This is a genomic window from Nocardia thailandica NBRC 100428, assembly GCF_000308795.1.
Classification (GTDB): Bacteria; Actinomycetota; Actinomycetes; order Mycobacteriales; family Mycobacteriaceae; genus Nocardia; species Nocardia thailandica.
The window spans coordinates 1-17,481 of record NZ_BAGK01000211.1 but is presented as its reverse complement, the minus strand read 5'-3'; the positions used below and the strand labels follow the sequence as shown (position 1 = coordinate 17,481).

Genomic DNA, 17,481 nt, shown 5'->3' with positions numbered 1-17,481 from the left:
GTTACCCATGGGCATCCAGCCTGTTGTTCTCGACCCGGCCGGCGCCGACATCCACGGCGAGTCCGCGCGGATCCGCGAAGGCGGACCGGTCACCCTGGTTGAGCTGCCCGGCGGAGTGCGCGCGTGGTCGGTGACCGATGCCGACCTGCTGAAGAAGTTGCTGGTCGATGCCCGGGTGTCCAAGGACGCCCGCCAGCATTGGCCCGCGTTCGCCAACGGTGAGATCCCGCAGGACTGGCCACTTTTCCTCTGGGTCGCGGTGAACAACATGTTCACCGCCTACGGCGCCGACCATCGCCGCCTGCGCAAGCTGGTCGCGCCCGCGTTCACCCACCGGCGGACCGAGGCGATGCGGGCGTCGGTGGAGGCCATCGCGACCGGGCTGCTCGACGGCCTGGCCGCGCGGCCCGCGGGGGAGCCGGTGGATCTGCGGGAGGAGTACGCCTACCCGCTACCGATCCAGGTGATCTCGGAGCTCATGGGCGTGCCGGAGTCGCTGAACCCGGGCCTGCGCACCTGCGTCGACGGCATCTTCGACACCTCGCTCACGCCCGAGCAGTCGCAGGCCAACTACATGGAGATGTACCGGATCCTGGGCGAACTCGTCGCGGTGCGGCGCGAGCAGCCGGGCGACGACATGACCAGCCTGCTGATCTCCTACCGCGACGAGGAGGACGGCGCCCAGCTGGCCGAGCAGGAACTCATCGACACCCTGCTGCTGGTGATCAGCGCCGGTCACGAGACCACGGTGAACCTGCTCGATCAGGCGATCCACCTGCTGCTCACCCGGCCCGAGGTCCGCGCCGAGGTGGCGTCGGGCGCCGTGCCGTGGAACGAGATGGTCGAGGAGACACTGCGTTTCGAGGCGCCGGTGGCGCATCTGCCGCTGCGTTTCGCGGTGGAGGACCTCGAGGTCGGCGGCGTGCGCATCGCCGCGGGTGACCCGATCCTTGCCTCCTACGCCGCGGCCAACCGCGACCCCGGCCTGCACGGCGACACCGCGGGCGAGTTCGATCTGCACCGGGAGTCCAAGGAGCACTTGGCCTTCGGCTACGGCGTGCACCACTGCCTCGGCGCCCCGCTCGCGCGCCTCGAGGCGGCGATCGCGCTGCCCGCGCTGTTCGCCCGCTTCCCGGAGATGCGTCTGGCCGACGACGCCGAGCTGGGCACCGTGCCCAGCTTCATCTCCAACGGGCACCGCCACCTGCCGGTGATCCTGAAGCCCTGACGCCCGCGCACGACGACGCCCCCCGGGATCACGGATCCCGGGGGGCGTCGTGCGTTCAGTTCAGTCGGCGGGCAGGGTGAACGCGAGCACCGTCGCCGACACGGTCGCGACGGCGATCCCGGCCAGCACGACCGCGCCCGCGCCCGCGCTGAACTGGCCCCAGGCCGCCAGCAGCAGCACGACGCCGGCTGCGGCGAGGACGCCGTCGGCCAGCAGGGCGGTCAGCGTCGCGGGCACGAGTTCCTCGGGCCTGCGGGTGCGTACGAGCGCCAGCACGCCGTTGACGAGGAAGCCGGCGGCGAAGAGGACGAGCAGGGCGGCCGCGAGGCCGGTCCCGACGTCGAAGGAGGTGGCGGGCAGGACCGCCGCCACGACGCCGAACAGCACGCTCGCCGCGGAGACGGCGACGGTGGTGCGGAAGGCGGGGGTCCGGGGGCGGGTACGTACGGCGGCCGCGTCCAGGTACAGAGCTCGAGTGGTCATCGCTTCTCCCTCACGGAGGTCGAAAATCGCAGGTGAACAGGTGCGGCATCCAATTTGCACACCTTCGTGCAATTGCACGCTGATGTGTAGAATAGATAGATGCACAAGGCTGTGCAATATCTGCGGGGTGTGACGTGAAGGGACTCACATGAACGAGGCAACGACGCCTCCGGCCGGACCGCGCGCGCTGGCCAACCGCCGCCGCATCCTCGAGCAGGCCGGGGTGGAACTGCTGCGCAACCCCGGCGCGAGCATGGAGGACATCGCCGCCGCGGCGGGCATCGTGCGCCGGACGCTCTACGGACACTTCCCCACCCGCGAGGCCCTGGTGGAGGGCATCCTGGATCAGGCGTTCGTCCAGATCGAATCGGCGCTCACCGAGGTCGATCTCACGCGGCCGCCCGCCGTGGCCTCCGCGGCGACGACGATCAGGCTCTGGGCCGTCGGCGACGAGTTCTGCCTGCTGTTCCGGCTCATGGGCGACGACATCCGACCGCGCGTCATCGAGCGCCTCGCCCCGGTGCGCGAGGTCGCCGAGAAGCTCATCGAGGCGGGCAAGCGACAGGGGGTGTTCAGCGATCACCTGCCGACGCCGATCCTGGCCCGGGTACTGCCCGAGATGGTGATCGCCATGCTCCAGGCGCACGCGGACGGCGACTGGCCCGACGAGCACGCCGCCGAGGCCGCCGCCCGCGCCTGCCTGATCGCGCAGGGCATGCCGCCCGCGGACGCGGCCGACGCCGCCCGCGAGGCCGCCGACTCACTGCGCCCGGCGGCGCTGTCGTCCTGAGCCCCGCTCAGGCGGTGGCGACGAATCCCGCGACGGCGTCGGTGAAGGCGTCGTTGTCGTCGCTCGCCGCGGTGTGCGCCGCGGAGTCGATCTCGGCGAGCCGGGCGTGCGGCGCCAGGGCGAGGAAGGCGGCCGCGCCCTCGTCGCTGACGACATCGGACTTGCCGCCGCGGACCAGCAGGACCGGGATGGTCAGCGCCTCGAGCGCGGCCTCGAGCTCCTCGGCGCGCGCCGTGGGATCGTCGGCGGGGCCGCTGAGCAGATCGGGGTCCCAGTGCCAGTACCAGCGGCCGTCGCGCCTGCGCAGATTCCGCAGCAGCCCGTCGGCGTTGTCGGGGCGCGCGCGGTGCGGCAGATAGGCGGCCACCGCGTCGGCGACCTCGTCGAGGCTGTCGAAACCGTCGCGATGCTTGCCGAGGAACTCCAGCACCCGCTCGACACCGGCGGTCTCCGGGCGGGGCACGATGTCGACCAGGACGAGTGCGCGGATGGCCGCGCCGCCGGGCTCCGTGGTGGCCAGCAGCGCGGTGATGCCGCCCAGGCTCGCGCCGACGACGACCGCGCCCGCGTCCGGAGTGGCGCCGAGCTGGTCGAGCACCGCGAGCAGGTCGCCGACCAGGGCCTCGCGCCGGTAGTTCGCGTCCGGCGCCCAGTCGCTGTCGCCGTGCCCGCGCGCGTCGAGGGCGACCACGCGCATCCCGGTGGCCGCCAGGGCGGCGCCGGTGCGCTTCCACGAGTGCCGGTTCTGGCCGCCGCCGTGCAGCATCACCACCAGGGGACCGTCGGGCGGGCCGAAGCTGTCGGCGACCAGGGTGAGCCCGTCCGTGCCGCGCAGGCGCACGACCGTGGGTTCCAGCGATTCCGGGGAGTCGGTCACGACATCTCCTAAACGACGTTCACTATGCTGAACAATGTTCAGAATGTAGCGTCATCTCCGACCAGAGGGAAGGGGGATGCCGTGGGCGAATCGAGCCGGGCCGGGCGCCGCGACGAGATCACCGAGGCCAAGCGGGCGATCATCCTGCGCGCGGCCCGCACGATCTTCGAGCAGAACGGCGTCGAGGCGGCGAGCATCCGGGCGATCGCCACCGCCGCCGGGTACACCCCGGGCGCGCTCTACGGCTACTTCCCCAGCAAGGAACACATCTACGCCGCGCTGCTGTCGGAGGCGCTGGACCGCCTGGCCGCCGCGATCGAGGACGTGCGGCACCTGCGCGAACCCGCCGACCGGTTCCGGGCCGCCGGACTGGCGTTCTTCGACTTCTACGACGGCAATCCCGGCGACCTCGATCTGGGCTTCTACCTGTTCCGCGGCGGCATCCGCCCGCACGGCCTGACCGCGGACCTCAACGCCGACCTCAACGCCGCGCTGCTGGAGTGCCTGAACCCGATCCTCTCCGCGGCCGCCGCGCTGGGCGCCTCGGACGAGCAGGCGCGGGTCGCCACGGCGGACGTCCTCGCCCACATCTCCGGCCTGCTGCTGCTCGCCCACACCAAGCGCCTGGCCCTGCTTGGCGGCGACGCACGCACCATGATGGCCGACTACCTCGACCTGCGCATCGCCGCGCTGCGGGCCGGAACGCACTGAGCCGCAACGGATACCGCGCGGCCCGTGACGGATACGGCGCCTGCCGGGGCGCGGAGGCCTCCTTGCCCGGCGGCGCTTTCGCTGTTTGCTAAACTCTGCAATCACGGAACGCGCCACCGTCGCCTCGGCGCCGCCGGGAAGGAGGAACCCATGCCCCTGTCCGGAGCGCAGCGCCCGCTGTATCAGATGAAGGCCGACTTCTTCAAAACCCTCGGCCACCCGGTCCGCATCCGCGTGCTCGAACTGCTCAACGAGCACGAGCACGCCGTATCGGAGATGCTGGGCGAGATCGAGATCGAGGCCGCCAACCTGTCCCAGCAGCTGGCGATCCTCCGCCGCGCGGGCCTGGTCACCGCCCGGCGCGAAGGCCTGTCGGTCATCTACGAGCTGGCTTCGCCCCAGGTCGCCGACCTGCTCGCGACCGCGCGCGCGATCCTGACCGGCGTCGTCGCCGGCCAGGCCGAGGCCCTGGAGCAGCAGACCGCCTGATCCCGCCCGCCCCCTGCGTACCCCCGCCGCCACACACTGATTGCATGTTTTCTAAAGTAGCTATGTAGTTGTCTTCGAAGGAGGAAGTCGTGAGTGCTGTCGCGGACTGGGTGGCCGAGGTCGCCGAGCTGACCACGCCCGCCGAGGTCGTCTACTGCGACGGGTCGCGGGCGGAATGGGAGCGGCTGACCGGACTGCTCGTCGAGGCGGGCACCTTCGTCCCGCTCACCGCCAAGCCCGATTCGTTCTGGTGCGCCTCCGATCCCGACGACGTCGCCCGGGTCGAGGACCGGACCTTCGTCTGCTCGGAGGACCGCGCCGACGCGGGCCCGACCAACAACTGGGTCGACCCGGTCGACATGCGCACCGTGATGACCGAGCACTACCGCGGCGCCATGGCGGGGCGCACGATGTACGTCATCGCGTTCTGCATGGGCCCGCTGGACGCCGAGGACCCGAAATACGGTGTGCAGATCACCGACTCGGCCTACGTCGCGGCCTCCATGCAGATCATGACCCGCTCCGGAAGCGCGGTGTGGGACGCGCTGGGCGAGGACGCCGCGTTCGTCCGCTGCCTGCACTCGGTCGGCGCGCCGCTGGCGCCGGGTCAGGCGGACGTGGCCTGGCCGTGCGACAGCACCAAGTACATCTCGCACTTCCCCGAGCGGCGCGAGATCTGGTCCTACGGTTCCGGCTACGGCGGCAACGCGCTGCTGGGGAAGAAGTGCTTCGCGCTGCGGATCGCCTCGGTGCTCGGCCGCGACGAGGGCTGGCTCGCCGAGCACATGCTCATCCTCAAGCTCACCTCGCCCCAGGGCGCGCGCCACTACGTCGCCGCGGCCTTCCCCTCGGCCTGCGGCAAGACCAACCTCGCGATGCTCGAACCGGCGCTGCCCGGCTGGCGGGCCGAGACCATCGGTGACGACATCGCGTGGCTGCGCTTCGGCGCCGACGGGCGGCTGTACGCGGTCAATCCCGAGGCCGGCTTCTTCGGGGTCGCCCCGGGCACCGGCGCCCGGACGAACCCGAACGCGATCGCCACCATCGAGGCGGGCCACTCCGTGTTCACCAACACCGCCCGCACGCCCGAGGGCGACGTCTGGTGGGAGGGCCTGACCGACACCCCGCCCGCGCGGCTCGTCGACTGGCGGAATCAGCCCTGGACGCCGGCCTCGGGAACCCCCGCCGCGCACCCGAATTCGCGGTACTGCACGCCGATCGAGCAGTGCCCGTCGGTGGCGCCGGAATGGAACGATCCCACGGGCGTCCCGCTGTCGGCGATCTTCTTCGGCGGGCGCCGCGCGAACACCGTGCCCCTGGTGGCCGAGTCCTTCGACTGGGCACACGGCGTCTTCACCGCCTCGGTGCTCTCGTCGGAGACCACCGCGGCCGCCGCGGGTACGGTCGGGGTGGTCCGGCGCGACCCGATGGCCATGCTGCCGTTCCTCGGCTATCACGTCGGTGACTACTTCGCGCACTGGCTGCGCCTCGGCGCCACCGCCGATCCGGCGAAGCTGCCGAAGATCTTCCAGGTCAACTGGTTCCGCCGCGGCCCGGCCGGCGAGTTCCTCTGGCCCGGGTTCGGGGAGAACGTGCGGGTGCTGGCCTGGGCGCTCGGCAGGCTCGACGGGGGCGCCGAGGGGGTCGAGACGCCGATCGGCGTCGTCCCGGCCGCCGACGCGCTCGACCTGTCCGGGTTCGGCGAGACCGCCCGTGCCCGGGTGAAGGCCGCGCTCGAGGTCGACCTCGACGAGTGGGTCGCCGAGACGGCCGCCATCGACGAGTGGTACGCCTCCATCGCCGACGACCGGTTCCCCGCGCAGCTGCGGGAACAGCTGGCCGCCTTGAAGATCCGCGTCGCCCGCGCGCTGTGAACGCGCGCGCCCTGCTCCCGTCCGTCCAGGACTGGAAACCCGCGGTGACCGCGCCGGGCGCCGACCTGCTCGCCGGGCTGGTCGTGGCGCTGGTCGCCCTGCCGCTAGCGCTCGGCTTCGGGATCTCCTCGGGTCTCGGCGCCGCCGCGGGCCTGGCGACCGCGGTCGTGGCGGGGGCGGTGGCGGCGGTGTTCGGCGGCTCCCGCTTCCAGGTGTCGGGACCGACCGGGGCCATGACCGTGGTCCTGGTGCCGATCGTCCATCAGCACGGCGCGAGCGGGGTGCTGGCCGTGGGGCTGCTGGCCGGCATCGTGCTGGTGGCGCTCGCGATCGCCGGGGTCGGGCGCGCCGTGCGCTACATGCCCGCCCCGGTGATCGAGGGCTTCACCGCGGGCATCGCCGCGGTCATCGCCCTCCAGCAGGTGCCCGCGGCCCTCGGCATCGCCCACGCCGGCGGCGAGAAGGTGTGGCAGTCCGCCGCCGACGCGGCGCGGCAGTTCGCGGCCGACCCGCGCCCGGCGCCCGTGGTGACGGCGGCCGCGGTGGCCGCGGTGGTCCTCGCGGGCGGCCGCTTCGCGCCCCGGCTGCCGTTCGCCCTGCTCGCGGTCATCGCGGCCACGGTGGCCGCGCGACTGCCCCACGTCGACCTCGCGACGATCGGCGCCATCCCCGCCGGATTACCCACGCCCAGCCTGGATTTCCTCGATCCCGGCGCGGTGGGCGGCCTGCTGGCGCCCGCGCTGGCCGTCGCCGCGCTGGCCGCCCTGGAATCGCTGTTGTCGGCCACCGCCGCCGATGCCATGGCCGTCGGGACCCGCCACGATCCCGATCGGGAGCTGCTCGGGCAGGGCCTGGCCAACATCGCCGCTCCCCTGTTCGGCGGCGTCCCGGCCACCGGCGCCATCGCGCGCACCGCGGTCAACGTGCGGTCCGGGGCGCGGACGCGGCTGGCCGCGCTCACCCACGCCGTCGTGCTGGCCGCGATCGTCTTCCTGGCCGCCCCGCTGGTCGCGGGCATCCCGACGGCCGCGCTGGCCGGCGTGCTGCTGGCCACCACGGTGCGCATGGTGGAGACCGCGTCGCTGTCGGCGATCGCCCGGTCCTCCCGGGGCGACGCCGCGATCATGATCGTCACCTTCGCGGTCACCGTGGCCCTCGACCTGGTCTCCGCCGTCGCGGTGGGGGTCGGCATCGCGGTGCTGCTGGCCCTGCGGGCCGTCGCCGAAGAGGCCCGGCTGCGGCAGATCCCCCTCGGGCGGGACGACCCGGACACCGCGCACGTCGGCGAGGAACACCGGCTGCTGCACGACCGCATCGTCGCCTACCGGCTCGACGGCCCGCTGTTCTTCGGTGCGGCGCACCGGTTCCTGCTCGAGCTGGCCGAAGTGTCCGGGGTCCACGTCGTGGTGTTGCGCATGTCGCACGTGACCGTGCTGGACACGACCGGCGCCCTGGTGCTCCGCGACGCCGTGCGCAAACTCGAGCATCGACACATCGTGGTCCTGATGTCGGGCCTGCGTCCCGAGCACCGGCGCAGGCTCGCCACCGTCGGCGCCCTGCCCGCCGGAGGGCGGGCGCACCTGTTCGAGCACACCCCCGATGCCATCGCCCGCGCCCGCGACCTCGTGCCGTCGCTCACGCGCCGCGGGCCGTGACCCGGGGTTCCTCGGGTGGCTTGACGGACGGACGTGTACTGGTCGTACTGTGAGCGAGTGGACATCGATGTGACACCGCTACCCGGGATCGGCGTATGCAAGGACTTCCGGTTGGCGCAGGCGCGACGCCGGATCGGGGTGGTCGAGCACCGCGACGGCACGATCGACCTGATCGTCTCGCGGGTCGACGACATCGACGCCACCGAGTCGATTCCGTTGTCGGGCAGCGAGGTCGGCGTGCTCGCCGGGCTGCTCGGCGCGCCGCAGCTGGTGGAGACCGCCGAGGCGCCGGGGCAGGTCGGCGGGCTCTCGACGGGCCAGTTCGCCATCGATCGCGGCGGCCCGTTCGACGGCCGCACCCTGGCGGACACCGCCCTGCGCACCCGCACCAAGGCCTCGATCGTGGCCGTGGTGCGCGGGGGCGAGGTGACCGCCTCCCCCACCACCGATTTCACCTTCGTCGCCGGCGATCTGGTCGTCGTGGTCGGCACGCCCGACGGTTTGAAGAAAGCGCGGCGGCTTCTCGCCACCGGGTGACGACTCCGCACGTGACGCGGCATTCTCCGGCGCAGCCATAGCGATAGTAAAGAACCGGTAAGGTATTGCCTGACTCAGGTTAGGTGATGCAATGAACGTAGATGTGACTTCGCTGCCGGGAATCGGTATCCGCAAAGACTTTTCACTGACGAAAGTGGACCGCAGAATCGGTGTGATCGACCACCGCGACGGCGGAACGGATCTGATATTCACCGCGGCGGGCGATCCCGATTCCACCGTCCAGGTGCCGCTGTCCGACGACGAGGCCCGGACCCTGGCCGGCCTGCTCGGCGCCCCGCGGCTGGTGGCGCAGCTGCGGGAGGAGCACCGCGACCTCGAGGGCGTGAGCACCCGCTCGATCCCGCTGGTCCCCGGCTCGCCGTTCGTGCTGCGCCCCCTGGGCGACACCGAGCTGCGCACCCGCACCCGTGCCTCCGTCGTCGCCGTCCTGCGCGCGGGCAAGATCCTGCCCTCGCCGGGCCCGGAGCTCGTGTTCGAGGCGGGCGACATGGTCGTCGTCGTGGGCACCAGCGCCGGGCTCGACGCCGCCGCGTCGATCCTGAGTGGCGGGTGAGCCGATGAATCTGACTCCGACGACGCTGGCCTTGATCCAGCTGGGGGCTGTCTTCTTCGGGCTCGGTGTGCTGGGACGCATCGCCGCGCGCATCGGCCTGTCACCTATTCCGCTGTATCTGCTCGGGGGGTTGGTCTTCGGGACCGGGGGCCTGATCGAACTGCACGAGGTCGAGGATTTCATCCATCTCGCCAGTGAGATCGGCGTGGTTCTGCTGCTGCTGTTGCTCGGCCTGGAATACACGGCCGGTGAACTGGTCACCGGAATGCGGAAATCCTGGACAGCGGGCATGCTCGATCTCGTCCTGAACGCGACACCGGGTGTCATCGTCGCGCTCATGCTCGGCCTCGGACCCACCGGCGCGATCGCCATGGCCGGCGTCACCTACATCTCCTCCTCCGGCATCGTCGCCAAGGTGCTCAACGACCTGGGCCGCCTCGGCAACCGCGAGACGCCGGTCATCCTGTCGATCCTGGTGTTCGAGGACCTGGCGATGGCGCTGTACCTGCCGGTGCTCACCGCGGTGCTGGCCGGCGTCGGCTTCCTGGCCGGGTTGACCACCGTGGGCATCGCGCTGGCCGCGGTGACCGTTGTCCTGGTCGTCGCCCTGCGCTACGGCCGCTACGTCTCGGCGATCGTGAACAGCGACGACCGGGAGGTCTTCCTGCTCAAGCTGCTCGGCTCGGCGCTGCTGGTCGCCGGTCTCGCCTCCGCCCTGCAGGTCTCGGCCGCGGTCGGCGCCTTCCTGCTCGGTATCGCGATCTCCGATTCGACCGCCCACAACGCGACCAAGATCCTCGAGCCCCTGCGAGACCTGTTCGCGGCCATGTTCTTCGTGCTCTTCGGCCTCAGCACCGACCCGGCCAGCATCCCGCCCGTGCTCGGCTGGGCGATCCTGCTCGCCGTGGTCACCACCGCCACCAAGGTCGCCACCGGCTGGTGGGCCGCGAAACGCGCGGGCGCCTCCCCGCTCGGCCGCGCCCGCGCGGGCACCGCCCTGGTCGCCCGCGGCGAATTCTCCATCGTCATCGCGGGCCTCGCGGTCGCCGCGGGCGCGGTACCGAACGAATTCGCCGCCCTGGCCACCACCTACGTCCTGATCATGGCGGTCCTCGGCCCCATCGCGGCGCGCGTCGTCGAGCCGGTCATGCGGGTCCTGCTGGCCCGCACCGCCGCCGCGCGCGAGAAGAAGGTCCCCACCGAGCCCTCCGTCGAGGCGACGCCGCCGGACGTCCCGTCCACCTCCGCCGCCGACACCGGCGCCTGAGACGCGGTCTCCCACGAGGCCCCGCCCGGAGAGGTCTCCGGGCGGGGCCTCCGTCACGCCGGCTCCGGAAGTCGCTCCGTCCTCCGCGGCAGGGATTCCGGGGCCGGGCGGCGGGGTAGCAGCAGGGCGGGGACGGCGGCCAGGGCGATCAGGAGCGGGGCGATCAGATAGGTGTGCTGGAACGCGTCGGCCAGGGCGGGGGTCAGGGCGGCGCGGTCCGCCGGGGGCAGGGCGTGCAGTTCCTGGAGGCCGCCGTCGACGGGGAGCAGGGCGCCCAGGGTGACGGAGGTGATCGCGGTGCCGAGGACGGTGGCGGTGGTACTGATCATGTTCAGGACGGTGGAGCCCGCCGGTTGCTGCTCGCGGCGCAGGGGCCGGGTCGCGGTGGTCAGCAGCGGCATCATGGTGCCGCCGCCGCCCGCGCCCATCAGGAGCATCGCCGCGGCGAGCGCACCGTAGGGGGCGTCGGTGTCGAGGAGGACGGCGAAGAGCGTGAAACCGGTGAGCGCCACCGTGATCGAGAACGGCAGGTAGCGGCCCGGCGGGACGCGGTCGATGAGCCTGCCCGCCACCTGCATCGTCGTCCCGGAGGCGAGGGCGAAGGGAATGCCGAGCGCGCCCGCCGCCAGCGCGCTGTCGCCCCGCACGATCTGGAAGTACAGGGGCAGCAGCAGCATCGAACCGAAGTAGCCGGTGGCGAACAACGCGAGCGCGGTCGCGGCGATGCCCGTGGTGCGGTTGGCGAGGATCCGCAGGTCGACCAGGGGCGCCCGCGTGATCAGCGAGTGCCGGACGAAGGCGGCGATCAGCAGCGCGCCGGTCAGCATCGGACCCCAGACGGCCGGCGCGGCGAACCCGGCGTGCTCCCCGGCGGCGGTGACCCCGTAGATGAGCAGCGCGAGCCCTGGTGACAGGAGCAGCAGTCCGCGCACGTCGGGCGCGCGCGGCGGCTCGGGCGCGTCGGCGGGGATGACGCGGGCCGTCAGCGCCAGCGCGAGCACGCCGAGGGGCAGGTTGACGAAGAACATCGCGCGCCAGGACACCTCGTCGATGAGGTAGCCGCCGAGCACCGGCCCGAGCAGCGGGCCGACCAGGATGGCGAGGCCGAGGGTGCTCATCGCCCGGCCGAGCCGGTCGGGTCCGGCCGCACGCAGCAGGATCGTCATGGCGACGGGCATCAGCAGCCCGCCGCTCGCGCCCTGCAGTACGCGAAAGGCGATGAGCGACTCGATGTTCCAGGACAGTCCCGCCAGCACGGAGCCGAGCGCGAAGGCGGCCAGCGCCACCGAGTACAGGCGTTTGGCGCCGACGCGCCCGACCAGCCACGCCGAGGCAGGGACGACGGCGCCCAGCGCCAGCGAGTACCCGGTGGCGACCCACTGGATGGTGCCGAGGCCGACACCGAATTCGAGCGACAGCGTGTCGAGGGCGACGTTGACGATGGTCTGGTCGAGGGTGGCCATGATCGTGCCGACCAGGAGGACGAGCACGACGGCCGTCGGGTTGCGGGTGGTCACGGCGATCACCTCCCGTAGGGGTGGGTGGCGCGGGCGGTGCGCAGCGCGGCGCCCCACCAGGTCAGGCGGTCGAGCAGCGTCGCGGCGGCGGCCTCGGCGTCGCCGGGGTCGAGCAGGCCGCCCGCGTCGTCGAATCGGTGCCAGGGATGCGCGAAGCTGACGGTGTCGCGGACGGTGACCGCGTGCAGTTCGGCGAACACGGGGCGCAGCTGTTCCACGGCCCGGAGTCCGCCGGAGATGCCGCCGTAGGAGACGAAGGCCACCGGCTTGGCGTGCCACTCGGTGACGTGGTCGTCGATGAGGATCTTCAGCGCGCCGGGGAAGCTGTGGTTGTATTCGGGGGTCACGATGACGAAAGCGTCGGCGCGCGAGAGCTTCTCGCCGGGGGCACGGTCCCGGACGTCGACGAGGTCGGCACGGAGGCCTGCGCGGTCGGCGACGCGGCCGGCGAACCAGCCGGCGACGGTCGGGCCGAAGCGGCCCTCCCGGGCGCTGCCGATGACGACCGCGACCCGCAGGGGGTCGTCCGGCCGTGTGGTCGGCTCGTCGGCGGAAACGCGCTGCGGTGTCATGGGTCCCCGCTTCGTGGGAGATGGATCGGTCACCGACCCAGCATCGAATCTCAACATTTGTTGAGGTCAACGTCGAGTGACCCGGCTCACAGAGTGGTCGGGCCATCCGGGGCACACCAATTTGTTACGGAGCATTCTCTCTCTGTGATAGAAATCGGCGGTCGAGAGGTTGGTTCCATGGGTTTGAGTGCCGACCAGCGTGCCGCGCTGGCGACGATCTGTGACACGTTCGTACCCGGGGACGGCAAGGGGCTACCCTCCGCGTCCTCCCTCGGGGCGGTCGCGACCATCGAGGAGCTGGTCGGCCGCAATCCCCGCGCCGCCGAACGCGATCAGCTGGCCACGCTGCTCTCCCTGTGGGACTCGCCGTTCTTCGGGGTGCTCGCCGGGCGCGGTTTCACCCGGTTCTCGGCGCTGCCCCAGGCCCGGCGCGAGGCGGCGCTGTTGCGGCTGGGCGACTCGCGGCTCGCCCCGGTGCGCACGGTGTTCCAGGCGCTCAAGCAGGCGACCCTGCTGGCCTACAACGTCACGCCGGGGCCGACGGGCACCAACCCGCTGTGGGAGCGGATCGGCTATCCGGCACCCACCGGCCCCCTGTCGACGGCCCCCGCGCCCCCGCTCGCGGTGCGGCGCTGGACCGAGCCGACCGAGCTGTCGTGCGACGTGGTCGTCGTCGGTTCGGGCGCGGGCGGCGGCGCGGCCGCGGCGGTACTGGCCGAGGCGGGGCTCGACGTGATCGTGCTCGAGCGCGGCGAGTACTACGACGACCAGGATTTCGGCGCGGGCGAGTGGGCGGCGCTGCGGCAGCTCTACACCGCCGGACCGTCGGCCACCGCCGAGGGCCAGCTGACGCTGGTCGCGGGCAGCTGCCTCGGCGGCGGGACGGTGGTCAACTGGAGCACCTCGCTGGCGACCCCGGACCGGGTGCGCGCGGAGTGGGCCGCGCTGGGCGCACGGCAGTTCGGCGAGGACGAGTTCGGCGAATCGCTGGCCGCGGTCCTGACCCGGATCGGCGTCACCGAGCGGCGATCCTCCTCGTCCCGCCGCGACGACGTCCTCGTGCGCGGCGCGGAGAAACTCGGCTGGGCCGTGGACACCCTGCCGCGCAACGTGTCCGACGCCTGCGACGCGGGGGTGGAGTGCGGGCGCTGCGGGTACGGCTGCCGGCTCGGGGCCAAGCAGTCGGTGACCAAGACCTGGCTGGCCGACGCCGCCGGGCACGGCGCGCGGCTCTACGTGGGGGCCGATGTCCGCGAGATCACCGTCCGCAACGGCCGCGCCGAGCGGGTCGTCGCCCGCAACGCCGAGGGTGCCGAGCTGACGGTGCGGGCGCGGGCCGTCGTCGTCGCCGCGGGCGCGATCCAAACACCGGCGCTGCTGCGGCGATCCGGCCTGTCCAACAAGAACATCGGGCGGCACCTGCGCCTGCACCCGGCCGCCGCCGTGTTCGGCGTCTTCGACGAGGAGATCCGCGGCTGGGAGGGCGGCCTGCAGACCCGGATCTGCCGGGAGCACGCCGATCTCGACGGCGACGGCTACGGCGTGATCTACGAGACCGGCCCGCTGAATCCCGGCCTGGCGACGGGCTTCCTCGGCTGGCGCGGCGCCGGGGCGCACCTGTCGTCCATGCTGGACTTCGCGCGGACGAACGCCGTCGGCATCATCACCCGCGACCGCGACTCCGGCACCGTCGGCGTCGACAAGGCGGGCGAGCCGATCGTGAAGTATCGCCTGTCGAGACGCGACGCCGAGCACCTGCACACCGGCGTCGTCGGCGCCGCCGACATCCTCGAAGCCGCCGGGGCGCGCCGGATCTTCTCGGGCCACCAGGCGGGGGTCGGCTACACGCCGGGCACCGACGGCGACCGGGACGGTTTCGCCGCGGCGGCCCGCGCCGCGGGCTACGGGCCGGGGCAGTGCTCGCTCGGCGCGCTGCACATCATGGGCTCGGCGCGCATGGGTGGTTCGGCCGACATGTCGGCCACCGACCCCGACGGCGCGTGCTGGGAGGTCCCCAATGTCGTGGTGGCCGACGCGTCCTGTTTCCCGACCTCCTCGGGCGTGAACCCGATGGTCACCATCGAGGCCATCGGGCACATGAACGCGCGTAGGCTGGCCGCGCGGCTGACCTGACCCGCCGGACGCGCTCACCGCCCGTGCAGGGCCGCGACCAAGTCCTCGATCGCGCCGAGCCCGGGCCGGGAGCCCGGGAAATAGCAGCACACCTCGCCGGCGATCGCGCCGAAGCGCTCGAGGATGAGGTCCGCGCACTGCCGCGGCGTGCCCGCCACTGCGATGGTGCGCACCATGTCCTCGGTGACGAGCGCCCGCATCTCGGCGAAGCGGCCCGCCTTGGACAGGAGGTTCAGCTCGGGGTGCAGGTCCGCCCAGCCCTCGGCCTCGAGGACCGGGCGATAGGCCGGAGTCGATCCGTAGAAGGCGATCAGGGCGGCCACGCCGTCGATCGCGGCGGACAGCGCCGCGTCGGTGTCGCCCATGGCGACCATCACCTGCGCGACGATGCCGAAATCCCGGGCCTGGCGCCCGGACCGGCGCAGGCCCTCGGCCACCGCGGGCAGGGTCCGGGTCGCGAGGTGGCGCGCGCTGTTGAAGGGCATGACGAGCAGCCCGTCGGCCACCTCGGCGGCGGTCCGGGTCATGATCGGCCCGAGCGCGCCCATGTACACCGGCGGCGGACCGTACGGGTGGGGACCGGGGTCGAAGGTCGGCGGCATCAGTGTGTGGGTGAAGAACTCGCCGCGGAAGTCGAGGGGCCGCCGCCCCTGCCAGGCGGCCAGGATGGCCCGGACCGCCCGGACCGACTCCGCGGTGCGGGCGGCGGGCCGCCCCCACGGCGCGCCGTAGCGCTTCTCGATGTGCGGCCGGATCTGCGAGCCGAGCCCGAGCCGGAACCGGCCGCCGCTGTAGAGGTGCAGGTCGTAGGCCGTGTGCGCCAGGTGCAGTGGGCTGCGCGGACCCGCGATCGCCACATTGGTCATGAGGCGGAGGCCGCTGTCGGCGGCCAGGGTGAGCGGGACGAACACGTCGTGCGGTCCCTCGAAGGTGAACACGCCGTCGGCGCCGATCGCGGCGAGGTCCCGGGCGCGGCCCGCGGCGGTCCGGGGGTCCCCGTCCAATTGCAGATGAACGTCCACCACGCGCTCCTCACCACTTTTCTGAAACAGGTTCTACCATGACGGGCGGGCACGGGGCACCGTCGCGGGCGGCCGATGCTTGCAGAGGGAAGCGGTGGACCATACTTGTCCGTATGCTCTCTGGTTCCACCGGCACGTCGCCGCGCCGCCGCATCGGCATCCTGGTGTTCGACGGGGTCAAGATGCTCGATTTCGCCGGGCCGGCGGAGGTCTTCGTGGAGGCCAACCAGTCGGTGGACGCCTACGAGGTGGTGCTGGTCTCGGCCGACGGCGCCGACGTCGCCACCTCCATCGGCGCCCGGATCCAGGTCGCCGCCGCCGCGAGCGCCGCGGGCCGCTTCGACACCGTCATCGTGCCCGGCAGCGAACTGCCGCCCGCACGGTTCGTGACGCCGCGACTGCTCGACGCGGCCCGGCACCTGTCCTGGAACACCCGGCGCCTCGCCTCGATCTGCAGCGGCGCGTTCGTCCTGGCGGAACTGGGCATCCTCGACGGCAGGCGGGCGACCACGCACTGGAAGTTCGCCGCCGACCTCGCCCGGCAGTATCCGGCCGTGTCGGTCGACCCGGACGCCATCTTCGTCCGCGACGGCAACCTCTACAGCTCGGCGGGGGTGGCGGCCGGGATCGATCTGGCGCTGGCGCTGGTCGAGGAGGACCACGGCGCCGACGTCGCGCGGCGGGTCGCCCAGTCGCTGGTGGTCTACATGCAGCGCGCGGGCGGGCAGTCGCAGTTCTCGGCGTCGCTGAGCGGGCCGCCGCCGCGCAGCCCGCTGGTGCGCGCGGTCGTCGACCGGATCTGCGCGGACCCCGCCTACCCGCACACCGTGGAGAGCCTGGCCGCCCACGCCCAGGTCAGCGTGCGGCACCTGACCCGCCTGTTCCGGACCGAGGTCGAACGCTCCCCCGCCGAGTACGTCGCGTTCATCCGCTTCGGCCTCGCCCGCGACATGCTGCACGCCGGGGCCAACGTCACCGAGGCGGCGACGGCCGCGGGGTACGGCACGAGCGAGGCCCTGCGCCGGGCGTTCGTGGCCCGGCTCGGCATCTCGCCGAGCAAGTATCAGCAGCGGTTCCGCTCGACCGGGTCCCTCACCGCCTGACCGGCCGGCCCGCGCGGTGGCCGGATAAGGGGTATTCACGGCCGCTCAGGAGGGGCGCCGCGCGGCGGTCGCCACCGACACTGGTTGCCGCACAGCAATTCCGCCGCATCCAGGAAAGGACATCATGTCCGGCAACCCCCACGGCCTCTCCCTCGAGCCTGCCGCGCAGGACTTCGTCGACGCGACCTCCACGCCGCCGTTCCTCTACCAGCTCACGCCGGAGGAGGGCCGCAAGGCGGTCGACTCGGTGCAGGACGCGCCGATCGCCAAGCCCGAGGTCGACGAGAAGTGGCTCACCGTCCCCGGCGGCCCCACCGGGTCGGTGCGGGTACGCCTCGTCCGCCCGAAGGACGCCGCGGGCCCGCTGCCGGTCATCGTCTACACCCACGGCGCGGGCTGGGTATTCGGTGACGCGCACACCCACGACCGCCTCGTGCGCGACCTCGCCGTCGGCGCGAACGCCGCCGTCGTCTTCCCCGAGTACGACCGCTCCCCCGAGGTCCGCTACCCGGTGGCCAACGAGCAGTCCTATCGGGTCGCGCAGTGGGTGAGCACCGACGGCGCGGGCGAGGGCCTCGACCCGGCGCGGATCGCCCTGGCCGGTGACTCGGTCGGCGGGAACATGGCCATCGCCCTGACGCTCATGGCC

The 17,481-nt window shown here is 72.6% G+C and carries 17 protein-coding genes; 12 read left to right on the top strand and 5 right to left on the bottom strand.

The features are described 5' to 3' along the window. The first annotated feature begins 7 nt into the window (after window positions 1–7). Window positions 8–1,228, top strand: coding sequence for a cytochrome P450 family protein (locus tag ON36_RS23745; RefSeq protein WP_043657845.1), 1,221 nt, complete (start codon window positions 8–10; stop codon window positions 1,226–1,228). Between the two features lie 60 nt (window positions 1,229–1,288). Here the strand turns inward: ON36_RS23745 and ON36_RS23740 are convergent, their stop codons facing one another. Beyond that, complete coding sequence (locus tag ON36_RS23740; protein ID WP_043657842.1) at window positions 1,289–1,711, bottom strand: hypothetical protein; 423 nt, start codon at window positions 1,709–1,711, stop codon at window positions 1,289–1,291. Between the two features lie 148 nt (window positions 1,712–1,859). Between ON36_RS23740 and ON36_RS23735 the strand changes: the two genes are divergently transcribed. Then, window positions 1,860–2,501: a TetR/AcrR family transcriptional regulator gene (locus ON36_RS23735; RefSeq protein ID WP_043657840.1), complete on the top strand. Its 642-nt coding sequence runs from the start codon at window positions 1,860–1,862 to the stop codon at window positions 2,499–2,501. Between the two features lie 7 nt (window positions 2,502–2,508). On the opposite strand, the gene ON36_RS23730 is transcribed toward ON36_RS23735, so the two are convergent. After that, window positions 2,509–3,378 carry an alpha/beta fold hydrolase gene (locus ON36_RS23730; RefSeq protein ID WP_052314286.1) on the bottom strand — a complete coding sequence of 290 codons (870 nt, stop codon included), beginning with the start codon at window positions 3,376–3,378 and terminating at the stop codon, window positions 2,509–2,511. 81 nt (window positions 3,379–3,459) lie between these two features. Between ON36_RS23730 and ON36_RS23725 the strand changes: the two genes are divergently transcribed. The 7 genes from ON36_RS23725 (at window position 3,460) to ON36_RS23695 (ending at window position 10,485) form a co-directional block, all read left to right on the top strand. Next, window positions 3,460–4,089: a TetR/AcrR family transcriptional regulator gene (locus tag ON36_RS23725; RefSeq protein WP_043657837.1), complete on the top strand. Its 630-nt coding sequence runs from the start codon at window positions 3,460–3,462 to the stop codon at window positions 4,087–4,089. Between the two features lie 150 nt (window positions 4,090–4,239). Further along, window positions 4,240–4,578 carry an ArsR/SmtB family transcription factor gene (locus ON36_RS23720; protein ID WP_043657835.1) on the top strand — a complete coding sequence of 113 codons (339 nt, stop codon included), beginning with the start codon at window positions 4,240–4,242 and terminating at the stop codon, window positions 4,576–4,578. 89 nt (window positions 4,579–4,667) lie between these two features. After that, window positions 4,668–6,452, top strand: a complete 1,785-nt coding sequence (locus ON36_RS23715; RefSeq protein WP_245558180.1) for a phosphoenolpyruvate carboxykinase (GTP) — start codon at window positions 4,668–4,670, stop codon at window positions 6,450–6,452. After that, window positions 6,449–8,107 (top strand): SulP family inorganic anion transporter, encoded by a 1,659-nt coding sequence (locus ON36_RS23710; RefSeq protein WP_169334730.1) that lies wholly within the window; start codon window positions 6,449–6,451, stop codon window positions 8,105–8,107. The genes ON36_RS23715 and ON36_RS23710 overlap by 4 nt, the downstream gene beginning before the upstream one ends. A gap of 57 nt (window positions 8,108–8,164) precedes the next feature. Next, entirely contained in the window at window positions 8,165–8,644 is a 480-nt protein-coding gene (locus tag ON36_RS23705; protein ID WP_043657830.1) for a cation:proton antiporter regulatory subunit, read from the top strand. Between the two features lie 91 nt (window positions 8,645–8,735). Further along, window positions 8,736–9,218, top strand: coding sequence for a cation:proton antiporter regulatory subunit (locus ON36_RS23700; protein ID WP_043657828.1), 483 nt, complete (start codon window positions 8,736–8,738; stop codon window positions 9,216–9,218). Between the two features lie 10 nt (window positions 9,219–9,228). After that, window positions 9,229–10,485: a cation:proton antiporter gene (locus ON36_RS23695; RefSeq protein WP_169334732.1), complete on the top strand. Its 1,257-nt coding sequence runs from the start codon at window positions 9,229–9,231 to the stop codon at window positions 10,483–10,485. A 53-nt stretch (window positions 10,486–10,538) separates the two neighbouring features. Here the strand turns inward: ON36_RS23695 and ON36_RS23690 are convergent, their stop codons facing one another. Further along, window positions 10,539–12,002, bottom strand: coding sequence for a DHA2 family efflux MFS transporter permease subunit (locus tag ON36_RS23690; RefSeq protein WP_245558179.1), 1,464 nt, complete (start codon window positions 12,000–12,002; stop codon window positions 10,539–10,541). 5 nt (window positions 12,003–12,007) lie between these two features. Beyond that, window positions 12,008–12,574, bottom strand: a complete 567-nt coding sequence (locus ON36_RS23685) for an NADPH-dependent FMN reductase (RefSeq protein ID WP_043657822.1) — start codon at window positions 12,572–12,574, stop codon at window positions 12,008–12,010. Between the two features lie 177 nt (window positions 12,575–12,751). Here ON36_RS23685 and ON36_RS23680 point away from each other — a divergent pair, with 177 nt between their 5' ends. Further along, entirely contained in the window at window positions 12,752–14,707 is a 1,956-nt protein-coding gene (locus ON36_RS23680) for a GMC family oxidoreductase (RefSeq protein WP_043657819.1), read from the top strand. 14 nt (window positions 14,708–14,721) lie between these two features. Here the strand turns inward: ON36_RS23680 and ON36_RS23675 are convergent, their stop codons facing one another. Next, a complete protein-coding gene (locus tag ON36_RS23675; protein WP_043657915.1) occupies window positions 14,722–15,729 on the bottom strand; it encodes a TIGR03617 family F420-dependent LLM class oxidoreductase in 1,008 nt (335 codons plus the stop codon). Between the two features lie 113 nt (window positions 15,730–15,842). On the opposite strand from ON36_RS23675, the gene ON36_RS23670 reads away from it, so the two are divergent. Then, window positions 15,843–16,832, top strand: coding sequence for a GlxA family transcriptional regulator (locus ON36_RS23670; protein ID WP_043657816.1), 990 nt, complete (start codon window positions 15,843–15,845; stop codon window positions 16,830–16,832). A 124-nt stretch (window positions 16,833–16,956) separates the two neighbouring features. After that, window positions 16,957–17,481 (top strand): alpha/beta hydrolase (locus tag ON36_RS23665; RefSeq protein ID WP_043657813.1); only part of this gene is annotated, 525 nt, incomplete at its 3' end.

Coding starts and splice junctions, on each gene's coding strand:
- ON36_RS23745 (WP_043657845.1), top strand. CDS start 8: ATGGGCATCCAGCCTGTTGTTCTCGACCCGGCCGGCGCCGACATCCAC.
- ON36_RS23685 (WP_043657822.1), bottom strand. CDS start 12,574: ATGACACCGCAGCGCGTTTCCGCCGACGAGCCGACCACACGGCCGGAC.
- ON36_RS23735 (WP_043657840.1), top strand. CDS start 1,860: ATGAACGAGGCAACGACGCCTCCGGCCGGACCGCGCGCGCTGGCCAAC.
- ON36_RS23700 (WP_043657828.1), top strand. CDS start 8,736: ATGAACGTAGATGTGACTTCGCTGCCGGGAATCGGTATCCGCAAAGAC.
- ON36_RS23680 (WP_043657819.1), top strand. CDS start 12,752: ATGGGTTTGAGTGCCGACCAGCGTGCCGCGCTGGCGACGATCTGTGAC.
- ON36_RS23720 (WP_043657835.1), top strand. CDS start 4,240: ATGCCCCTGTCCGGAGCGCAGCGCCCGCTGTATCAGATGAAGGCCGAC.
- ON36_RS23740 (WP_043657842.1), bottom strand. CDS start 1,711: ATGACCACTCGAGCTCTGTACCTGGACGCGGCCGCCGTACGTACCCGC.
- ON36_RS23670 (WP_043657816.1), top strand. CDS start 15,843: ATGCTCTCTGGTTCCACCGGCACGTCGCCGCGCCGCCGCATCGGCATC.